This is a genomic window from Nonomuraea sp. 3-1Str (assembly GCF_031570565.1).
Taxonomy (GTDB): Bacteria; Actinomycetota; Actinomycetes; order Streptosporangiales; family Streptosporangiaceae; genus Nonomuraea.
Genome location: NZ_JALHBK010000057.1, coordinates 1 through 10013, shown reverse-complemented (window position 1 = coordinate 10013; position 10013 = coordinate 1). Strand labels below are relative to the sequence as shown.

Here is a 10013-nt window from a genome sequence, read left to right as displayed (position 1 = left end):
TGCGCTCGCCGCGCCGTCCCCGGTCGGCGATCACGCGCGCCGCCCGCCCCGGCTCGGTCACCTCGGCCAGCAGGCGTTCGGCGCCGTACGAGGCGCCGCCCTGGACGCCGCGCTCGTCCTCCTCGCCGACCACGAGCTGGCCGCCTCCACGCTCGCCGCCCGGGTCGCCGCCTCCGCCCGCGCCGACCCGTACGCCGTGGTGCTCACCGGCCTCGGCGTGCTCGGCGGCCCGCTGCACGGCGGCGCCTCGTACGGCGCCGAACGCCTGCTGGCCGAGGTGACCGAGCCGGGGCGGGCGGCGCGCGTGATCGCCGACCGGGTACGGCGCGGCGAGCGCATACCGGGCTTCGGCCACAGCGTCTACAAGAACGGCGACGCCCGCGGCGACCTGCTGCTCACCCTCGTCCGGGAGGCCGCGCCCGGCCACGAGCGGCTCGCCGCCACGCAGGCCGTGCTCGACGAGGTCCGCAGGCGCCGCCTCCCCGAGCGGAACGTCGACTTCGCCCTGGCCGCCCTCACCGCCGTCGCCGGGATGGTGCCGGGGGCCGGAGAGGCGATCTTCGCGGTGGCCAGGACGGCCGGCTGGCTGGCGCACGCCATGGAGGAGTACGAGAGGGGCTCCTTGCTGCGCCTGCGCGCCTCGTACACCGGCCCGCCCCCCGAACGCGCCCCCGACCACCCGGCCACCACCTGACAGGAGCGCCCATGCCCGGCCCGAGCGAGCTGCTGGAGCTCGACCGTCAGCACGTCTGGCACCCGTACGCCGCCATGCCCGGCACGGTCCCGCCGCTGCTCGTCGAGTCGGCGTCGGGCGTGCGGCTGCGCCTGGCCGAGCCGGTCGGCGGGGTGCGCGAGCTGGTCGACGGCATGTCGTCGTGGTGGGCGGCCATCCACGGCTACGCCCATCCGATGATCGACGCCGCGATCCGCGACCAGCTCGGCCGGATGGCGCACGTCATGTTCGGCGGCCTCACCCACGAGCCGGCCGTCCGCCTCGCCGCCACCCTGGTGGAGATCACGCCGGAGCCGCTGCGCCACGTGTTCCTGTCGGACTCGGGGTCGGTGTCGGTGGAGGTGGCCATCAAGATGTGCCTGCAGTACTGGCGCTCCGCGGGCAGGCCCGGCAAGCGGCGGCTGATGACGTGGCGGGGCGGCTACCACGGCGACACCTGGCACCCCATGTCGGTGTGCGACCCGGAGGGCGGGATGCACGGGCTGTGGGGCGGGAGCCTGCCGAGCCAGGTGTTCGCCGACGCGCCGCCCTCCTCCTACGACCCCGCGTACACCGGCCATCTCGCGCGGGTGCTCGGCCGGCACGCGGACGAGATCGCGGCCGTGATCGTCGAGCCCGTCGCGCAGAACGCGGGCGGCATGCGCTTCCACCCGCCCGCCTACCTGCGGGACCTGCGGGAGCTGACGCGCGCGCACGACGTCCTGCTCGTCTTCGACGAGATCGCGACCGGGTTCGGACGCACCGGCGAGCTGTTCGCCGCCGATCACGCCGGGGTGTCGCCGGACGTCATGTGCCTCGGCAAGGCGCTGACCGGCGGGTACCTGAGCATGGCGGCGACCCTGTGCACCGAGCGGGTGGCGGACGGCATCTCGCGGGGGGAGGTGCCGGTGCTGGCGCACGGGCCCACGTTCATGGGCAACCCGCTGGCCGCCGCGGCGGCGAACGCGTCGCTGTCGCTGCTGCTCGGCGGCGACTGGCGGGGCCAGGTGCGGCGCGTGGAGCGCGGCCTGCGCGAAGGCCTGGCCCCGGCCGCCGGGCTGCCCGGAGTGGCCGACGTGCGCGTGCTCGGCGCCATCGGCGTGGTGCAGCTCGACCACCCGGTGGACGTGGCGGCGGCCACCCGCGAGGCCGTGCGGCACGGCGTGTGGCTGCGGCCGTTCCGCGACCTCGTCTACACGATGCCGCCGTACGTCACCTCCGACGACGATCTGGCCCGCATCACCACGGCGGTCCTGGCGGCGGCCCGCGCCGCCTGACCAGGGCACGCACCAGGGCCCGCCCGCGGCGAGCAGCGGAGGGTCACACCGGGGCGGGCGTTCTGGCCACGTACGCCGCCAGCGCCCGCACCCGCTCGGCGTGCTGGTCGTGCCCCACGATCACCGGCGGCTCGTTGTACGGCATGGCGTCCGACGAGCGCCGCAGCTTGACGTACTGGCCGCAGGCGTCGATCGCGTAGGGCTCCATGTCGTCCTGCAGCGCCCCGATCACCGTGATCCCGTACGTCTCGCCGATCCGCCGGAACAGCGCCACCGCCTCCCGCCGGTGCTCCTTGCCCAGGTTGCGGCCCAACTCGTCCAGCACCAGGCACAGGTGCCCGCCGCCGGACGAGGCGATCGCCGCCGCGCACACCAGCTTGACCGCCTTCTCGTCCATGAGCGCCGTGTTGGCCCGCCGGTTGTACGGCACGAACCCCTGGCCCTCGCCTCGCCGCCACTTCGGCGTCACCCGCCACTGCCAGCGCTGCTCCGGGTCGGCGGGCGCCGGCGGCACCGGGAACTCCAGCGTCGCGCCGTAGCCGCCGTACGAGGTGTCGAGCTTCTCGAACTCCTCCGCCACCCGGGTGAGCCGCGCCTTGATCGCCGCGCTGAGCGCCGCCCGGTGGACCGCCGTGGACTGGGCGGCCTCCTCCGCACCCTTGTCGGCCGCCGCCAGGTCGCGCTGCCTCGACACGACCTGGGCCTCGATCTGCCGCCGCTGGTGCTTCTCGTACTCCTCCTGACCGCGCAGGTACGACGCCAGCGCCCCGCACACCGCCGCGAACGTCGCCTGCTCGCGCGCCGTGCTGCCGCCGCGCTCCGACAGCAGGAACCGCAGCTCCTCGGGGATCTCCGCGTCCTCCTCCGGGAACGTGTCGCGCAACGCCTGGTCGAAGTGCCGCTCGGCGATCCGCCACCACTCCTCGGCGGCGCGCGGCCGCTCCTCCTCGGGCAGCGCCCGCAGCCACTCGCGCGCCGTCTCCACCGTGCCGCCCCAGTCGGCGGCCATCGCGGCCAGCTTCAGCGCCTCCCGCTCGCCGCCGACGCGGGTCTCCTGCTCCCGCGCCTGGGCGCGCTCGGCCTCGTGCCGCTGCCGCCGGCCCTCCAGGCGCTCGATCTCCATGTCCCGCGTACGGGCCCGGAAGTCGAGCCCGGCCGCCTGCCGCTCCGCCTCGGCCACCGCCGGGACGACCTCCTCCAGCGCGCCGGCCAGCTCGGCCAGCCGGGCCCGCCGCTCGGCCAGCCGCGTCTCCACCTCGGCGAGCCGCAGCCCGGCCTTCGCGCCGTCGAGCCGCCGCTGCGCCTCCGCGACGGCCTCCTCCTCCTCGTGTACGACCTGAGCCGCGGTCTCCTGCGTGTCGCGGGCCCGGTTCAGGCGCTGCTCGGCGGCCTTGATGCGCGCCTCGCGCCCGGTCGCCACCCCGTCGAACGCCCCGACGACGCTGACCCCGGCGGCGCTCACCAGCACCGAGCCGGGCAGGTCGCGCAGCGCCTGAGCCGCCTCCTCCAGCCGCCCGGCGTCGACGATCACCGCGTGCTCGTGCGGCCACCCGCGCAGCCCGCCCAGGTCCAGCCCCGGGCCGCGGGACTCGTCGCGGGCCTGCTCGGCCACGTCCAGGGCGTCCAGCAGGCCGGTGGCGTGCAGGCCGGCCGCGGCCAGCGCGTTGAGCTGCACGGCGGCGGGGCCGCCCTCGGCGTCGTCCAGGGCCGCCTGCGCGGAGGCCACCTCCCGGTCGGCGACGCCGAGCGCCTTCAGCGCCTCGTTCAGGCGCAGCCGCGCATCCCGCAGCTCCCGCTCCGCCGCCAGCACGTCACGGCCGTCGGCGAACCGGCGCGCCTCCTCCAGCTCCGGGATCCGGCCGCGCAGCTCGTCGGCGGAGTTCTCCGCCACGGCCCGGTCGGCCTCCAGCTTCGCGGCCCGCGCCTGGAGCGCCGCCAGCTCCCTGCGCGCCTCGGTGGCACCCCGGTCCAGCGTGTCGTCCTTCAGGGTGGCGATCTCGGCCTTCACCAGGGCGATCGCCTCGGCCGCCGCTGCACCGGCCGCGCGATGGCGTTCGAGCTCCGCGGCCAGCGCCTCGTCCTTGGTCGCCGCGTCGGCCAGCTTGCGCGCCTGCCGGCCGCGCCAGCACCGCAGCGCCTCCGCCAGCCGTACCCGGGCCTGGTCGCGGCGGTCGAACGTGGTCAGCAGCGCCTTCGACTCCGCCTCGAACTCCGCCAGCCGCTCGGCGGCCTGCGCGGCCCGCACCCGCTTGGCGTGCTCGTCACGGCGTGCCTCGCGCTCCTGCTCCAGCTCGGCGTCCAGCCCGGTCAGCGCCGCGATCGCCTCGAACACCCGCTCCGGGGAGATCTCGTTGAGCGGCTGGGAGAGCAGGTTGGTGGCCACCTTGCTGCGCACGGACGTCGACAGGAACGACACGCAGCGGACCCGGTCCCCGTACAGGACCTTGGTCAGGTCACGCGCCACCACGTCACGCCGCCCCGCGGACCGGGGCAGGGACGCCCAGATCTCGTCGGCCCTGGCCACCCGCTCGGCCTCGGAGGCCGCGGACGCCAGGTGGACGCCGTCACGCCAGCGGATCTCCAGGTGCGGCGCCTCCTGGTTCACGCGGAGCCACACGGTCATGGCCCCGCCGGAGGTGTCGGGCACGGCGAACAACTCCCCGCTCTCCAGCGACCCGCCGCCGTCTTCGCCGGCGCCCTCGCCGCTGGAGCGGCCGCCACCTCCGCCCCCGCCACCTTCGCCGCTGAGGCCGCCACCTTCGCCTCCGCCGCTGAGGCCGGCGCTCCCGCCACCGTCGCCGCCGGTGTCCTCGCCACCGTCGCCTCCACCGGCCCCAGGCGGCAGGACGCGGGAGAAATCACCCGCACGCACCTCCGGCGGGCCGAACACCCCCACGATGTAGCCGTGGTCGGCGCTCGCCCACTGCCGTCCGCCCGCCCCGCTGGCCAGCTCCGCGTTGAACAGCAGCTCCGACACCGCCTTGGCGCCCGAGGCGAACCGCCACTGCTCGTCGCCCAGCAACGCCGTGATCGACGCGATGAACGACGACTTGCCCGCCCCGTTGGAGTCCTTGGGCCCCGCGCCCGCGACGACGATGAGCGTGCCCGGGACGGTCGGCACCGGATGGGTCGAGAGCCGTGAGATGTTGACCGCCTGCACGGCGATCAGCACCCCGTCCCCGACCACGTTCTCCATCTGCGACACTCGAACTCCCGCCACCCTTCCTACGCCGTCACGCCATGCACTGCCCCGGCCCGCCGCCGGACAGCCCCACACCTCTCCACCCGCCCCTCAGGACCGGGCGGTCCCGCCTTCCACCGGCCCACTCACGGCCGGGCGGCCCTACCCGGCGGATCTTCGAGCACGTACGGCCGTCGCCAGCGGTGTGTGCGGCCCGGCCGCCAGGATCAGCTCCTCCTGCAACCGCCGCCGCGCCGCCGGGGTGAGCCGGTGGAACTGCGACCCGGGCACGTACCCGCCCGCCTCCTCGCCCGCCTTCACCTGGGCGACCAGCCCGGCGTGCCGCAGCACCCGCAGCGCCCCCTCCAGCTCACCGATCGGCACCTGGGTGTGACGCCGCAGCTCCTCGACGGGTGTGGCATGGGGAGAGAGCCACGTGTCCTCCGGCAGCACCCCCTCCGCCCGGGGGATCGCCACGGAGTGCACGAGCACCAACGTCAGCACCGCCCGCTCCGCCTCACCCAGCCGCACCGGGTCCCGCGGGCCCCGGCTCCTGCCCGACGGAGCGACCAGGCCGGCCCCGGCCGTGCCGTCGCCCGACGCGCTCCCGTCCGGGCCGCCACCGACGGGTGACGCCCCGGCCGAGCCCTCGCCGACCGCGGCGGCCTCGGGCTGTGCGTCGGTCCCAGGCTGTGCGTCGGGGGTCTCCTCGGCCGGGTCGCCAGGCTGGACGACGCTTCGCGCCGCGGCGGAGCCGTCGAGAGAGGGGGATGCGCCAGGGCCGCGGAGATCCCGGAAGGCCCGGGCGGCGGTCTCGTCGGCGTAACCGGAGATCCAGCGCTCGCGGTGCTGGATGAGAGTGCGGCCGCGCCGGGCGAGCATCTCGCCGAGCGTGTGCCGCAGCGCCGGGTCGCGCAGGGCGGCGAACCGCGCCTCCTGCACGGGTTCGGCCGCGTACTCCACCACCATGAACGCGGCCACCAGCTCGGCGCGCCGCCGCTCGTCGTAGGCGCCGAGGAGGTCGTCGAACTCCGCCTCCCCGCCCTCGACCCGCCCCCCGACGCCCGGCGACACGATCCGTGCCCCTGCGGCCGAGGACACCGCCGCCTCCGACGCACGGGATGCGGTCGCCACCACCGCCGAGGACACCGCCGTCTCCGCCGCAGGGGATGCGGCCTGTGCTCCGGCCCGCCCGCCCTCGCCCGCGTCACCCACCGCCACGTCGCCGCCGGTCCCGGCGTGCGCGCTCGGACCCGGGTCCGTCGTGGGGACCGGTGTCGCGGGGTCCGGCGGCGCGGAGGCCGGTGTCGCGCGGGCCGCGGCGACGATGTCGGCGTCCGCGCCCACCGTCAGCTCCTGCCGCTCCGGCTCCGGGATCCGTCGTACGAGCTCCTTGAGCTGCGCCAGCGACGACACCGGCCACAGCGCGCACCTCGGGCCCAGGGTGACCAGCCCGTCGGCCATGACCACCCACGCCGAGTCGTGCAGCCGGCGCAGCGCGCCCACCGCCCAGTTGCGCATGAGGTCGTCCGTGCGCCCGATCAGCGCCCGGTAGGTGGCCAGCACCAGCTCCACCGGCGCGGGATCGCCGGGCCACGGGTCGACGGACTGGTCGGTCCAGCAGCACTTGAGGCAGGCCGCCAGGACACGGCGGGTCTCGCCGGAGCGCTCCACCGCCACCGGCGCCACCTGATGCTCCTCCAGCAGCGCCGGGGTGACGCCGTCCGGCCACACCGGCAGCGCCTGGCCGGTGGAGTCCGGCCGGGTCAGCCGGAGCATGCCCGGCGGCGCGGCCGCCCCCGGGCCGAGCGGGAGGGGGCCGCCGGCGCGGGCCAGCAGATGGGCGGCGGCGCCGTCGGCCGGCGCGCGCCTCGGAACTCGCGTCATGAGGTGCGCTCCAGGCAGCCGTGCGAGAGCCAGGCCGGTTCGTGGTCCGGGTCGATCGTGAGCTCGTCCGACCAGGTCAGCCGGTATGGCAGCTCCGGCCGCAGGTCGATCGTGGTCAGGTCGGCGAGCAGGCGGCGGGCGGACGGCCAGTCGGCGCCGAGCACGTCGGCCAGCGCCACCTGGGACGACGGGCCGAGCAGCGACTCCGCCAGCGCCGTCAGGCGCTCCACGGCGGCCCCGGGCGAGGAGTCGAGCGAGTCCTGCGGCCCCGGGTCCGGCAGGGCCGAGCGCGGGGGAGTGGGCTGCGCCGGGGCGGGGCGCGGGGCCTCGTCCACGGCCCGCGCGATCGCCGCCGGGTCGTGCCACGGCGCCGGCGCGTCGAACACGAACCCGTCGAGCACCGCCGCCAGCCGCTCCTTCGAGGCCGTCTGCGTGAACGTCCGCCACGCCTCCGTCGGCAGCAGCGTCAGGTTGCGGGTCGTGCCCGCCGAGTCGGCCAGGCGGCCGGCCGCCCGGCGTGAGGCGTCGCTGTAGGCGTAGATCGCGGCCCGCAGGTCGGTGCAGACCCGGTCGAGCTCCGGCCAGCGGGTCAGGATCGTGCCGTGCAGGCTCTGGGCGCGGCGGGCGATCTCCTCGGTGCCCCACAGCTTGGGCGCCTGCTCGCGCAGCTCCTCGATCGTGCCGGTGGTGAGGGTGATCAGCTCCAGCGCCCACAGCCGGAACGCGCGGGCGAGATTGGCCGCGCTCTGCCGCGCCTCGTCCATGGTGGTGCGCGGGTCGGCGACGTTGAGGTCCTCGAGGGCGAGCAGCCGGTGCATCTCGGACTGGCCGCCGTCGTCCATCATCCGCCTGATGAACATCAGCCCCACCACGCTGGTGAACGACGCCCGGTAGCGAAGCTGGTTGGGCTTGGGGAACACCTCGCGGATGGCCCCGAGCCCCTTGAGCACCCGCAGCCGGTTGTCGAACTGGTCACCCGGATAGGCCCGGCAGGCGAAGCGCATCTGCTCGTGCGTCAGCCACTCCTCGCCCGCCTCGGCGAACGCGGCGAACAACGTCTCCGCGATGTCGACCAGGGCCGGGTCGTCCACCACGGCCCCGCTGTCACGGGCCAGGGCCGCGAACATGCGGCGGTAGGTCGACAGGACCGCCTCGTCGGAGAGGGCGGCGTCGAGGGTCAGGGGCTGATCGGGCACGCGCTCTAAGGTAAGGCTTCCGGCCGACATTCTCGGACCGCCACGGGGCGGGCGGGCCTCGGCCCTGCGCGAAAGGAGCGGGCCGTGACGTCATGTGCGCGGGCGTGAGGAGTGCCGAGGCGCAGCTGCTGCACCGGCCGCCGGGCCTGGGGACCGGTGACGTGGTGCGGCGGCTGCTGGCCGTGCAGGCCCAGGACGTCACCTCCGCGTACCTGGCCTTCCGCGCCAGGTCGGCCGCCCTCCGCGTCGCGGACGTCGAGGCGGCGTGGCGGGCGGGCGAGATCGTGCGGACCTGGGGGCCGCGCGGCACCCTGCACTTCGTCCACGCCGAGGACCTGCCGTGGCTGCACGCCCTCACCCGGCGCGACACCGGCACCCTGCGCCGCCTGCGGCAGGAGGGCGTCACCGGCGACGACCTGCTGCCCCTGATCGTGCGGGCCCTGGCCGGCCAGGGCCCGCTCACCAAGGCGGAGCTGGAGGAGCGGCTGGCGGGCCGGGCACGGGGGCAGGGCGTCGTCCACTTGGTCGCGCTGGCCGCCTTCCACGGGCTGGCCGTCCTCGCGCCGCCCCGGGGCGGCAAGCCCACGTACGTCCACGCCGGAGACTGGCTCGGCGCGCCGGTCAGGCCCGAGCCGGACCGGGAGCGGGCGCTGGCCGAGCTGGCGCGCCGCTACCGCCGCGCGCACCGGCCGTCCGAGCCGGAGGACCTGGCCGCCTGGTCCGGGCTCGCCCTGGGAGAGGCCCGTACGGCGTGGCGTCTGAGCGCCGCCCCGGAGGCGGGACCGGCAGCGACGGAGGTGGCCCCGGTACGGCTGGTGCCCGCCTTCGACGAGTTCCTGCTCGGCTGGAGGAGCCGGGACCCCGTCGTGCCGGCCGCGCACGCCCGCGAGGTGTTCCCCGGCGGCGGGATCCTGCGGTCCGTGGTGCTGGCCGGCGGCGTGGCCGTGGGCGTCTGGGAGCGCAGGGGCGCGCAGGCGACCGTCAGACCCTTCGGCTCCCTGCCGCCGGAGGCCCTGGCGGAGGAGATCGCCGACGTCCGCCGCTTCCTGGGCTGAGAACGCCCTGGAGCCTGTTCGGGATTCGGATCGGGACACGTGCGCTGATGTGGTTCATCATGGGACCATCCAGAGCGCGCATCCCGGGACCCACGAGGAGACCACGATGTCGTCCGATGGCACGGTGGAGGTATTCCGCTCGACCCGGCCCGGCCAGATCAAGCGGGTCGAGATCCGTATCGTGGGCGGCAACATCAGGATCAACGCCATCGACACCGACACGGTGCACGTCACGGCACTCGGTGATGTCGCCACGCTGGGCGCCCGGGCCACCGTCGAGGGCGATGTCCTGCGCATCACCTCGTCGTCCGCCCTGCGCTATTTCCTGCAGAGGAGCCGCATCGACCTGGTTCTCGACGTGCCGGAGGACACGGGCGTCCTCATCAGGGTGTTCGGCGCCGACATCGTCATCGACGGCGGCACCGGGCCGCTGGAGGTGCGAGGAGTCGCCGGCGCGATCGAGGGCACGACCCACTCCCCGGACGTCAAGGTGCGATTCGTCGTCGGCGGCAACGACCTCGTCCAAGTGAGCGGAGGCGGCCGCTCCTGAGCCGGAGCGGGACCACAGTCCGTCCAGGCCCTAGGCAGTGTTTTGTGGATCAGGAGGCGTGTTCAGCCGCCGGATTCGCCGATTCGGGCAGCGTGGTGAGCTCGGGTGTGGCTCGATGGGTACATGGTTCGTCGCCATGAGTTAACGGACGCTGC

7 protein-coding genes are annotated in these 10013 nt (G+C 75.7%); 4 read left to right on the top strand and 3 right to left on the bottom strand.

Annotated features, from left to right (window positions below; all coding sequences use genetic code 11):
• Nucleotides 1-694, top strand: a 694-nt coding sequence (locus MTP10_RS41600; protein WP_310717419.1) for a citrate/2-methylcitrate synthase, incomplete at its 5' end; no start/stop codon positions are given.
• An 11-nt stretch (nt 695-705) separates the two neighbouring features.
• On the top strand, nt 706-1989 hold the full coding sequence (locus MTP10_RS41595; protein ID WP_310717418.1) for an adenosylmethionine--8-amino-7-oxononanoate transaminase: 1284 nt from the start codon (nt 706-708) through the stop codon (nt 1987-1989).
• A gap of 43 nt (nt 1990-2032) precedes the next feature.
• On the opposite strand, the gene MTP10_RS41590 is transcribed toward MTP10_RS41595, so the two are convergent.
• From MTP10_RS41590 to MTP10_RS41580, 3 genes are all read right to left on the bottom strand, one after another.
• Nucleotides 2033-5185, bottom strand: coding sequence for a chromosome partitioning protein ParA (locus tag MTP10_RS41590; protein ID WP_310717420.1), 3153 nt, complete (start codon nt 5183-5185; stop codon nt 2033-2035).
• A 147-nt stretch (nt 5186-5332) separates the two neighbouring features.
• Nucleotides 5333-7057, bottom strand: a complete 1725-nt coding sequence (locus MTP10_RS41585; protein ID WP_310717417.1) for a hypothetical protein — start codon at nt 7055-7057, stop codon at nt 5333-5335.
• On the bottom strand, nt 7054-8253 hold the full coding sequence (locus MTP10_RS41580; protein ID WP_310717416.1) for a hypothetical protein: 1200 nt from the start codon (nt 8251-8253) through the stop codon (nt 7054-7056). Before MTP10_RS41580 ends, MTP10_RS41585 begins: the two co-directional genes overlap by 4 nt.
• A gap of 104 nt (nt 8254-8357) precedes the next feature.
• On the opposite strand from MTP10_RS41580, the gene MTP10_RS41575 reads away from it, so the two are divergent.
• A complete protein-coding gene (locus MTP10_RS41575) occupies nt 8358-9308 on the top strand; it encodes a winged helix DNA-binding domain-containing protein (protein ID WP_310717415.1) in 951 nt (316 codons plus the stop codon).
• 106 nt (nt 9309-9414) lie between these two features.
• Entirely contained in the window at nt 9415-9858 is a 444-nt protein-coding gene (locus tag MTP10_RS41570; RefSeq protein ID WP_310717414.1) for a hypothetical protein, read from the top strand.
• Nucleotides 9859-10013 lie beyond the last annotated feature (155 nt).

Bases quoted from the DNA above. Each gene is read 5' to 3' on its own strand.
- MTP10_RS41570 (WP_310717414.1), top strand. From the start codon at position 9,415: ATGTCGTCCGATGGCACGGTGGAGGTATTCCGCTCGACCCGGCCCGGC.
- MTP10_RS41590 (WP_310717420.1), bottom strand. From the start codon at position 5,185: ATGGAGAACGTGGTCGGGGACGGGGTGCTGATCGCCGTGCAGGCGGTC.
- MTP10_RS41585 (WP_310717417.1), bottom strand. From the start codon at position 7,057: ATGACGCGAGTTCCGAGGCGCGCGCCGGCCGACGGCGCCGCCGCCCAT.
- MTP10_RS41595 (WP_310717418.1), top strand. From the start codon at position 706: ATGCCCGGCCCGAGCGAGCTGCTGGAGCTCGACCGTCAGCACGTCTGG.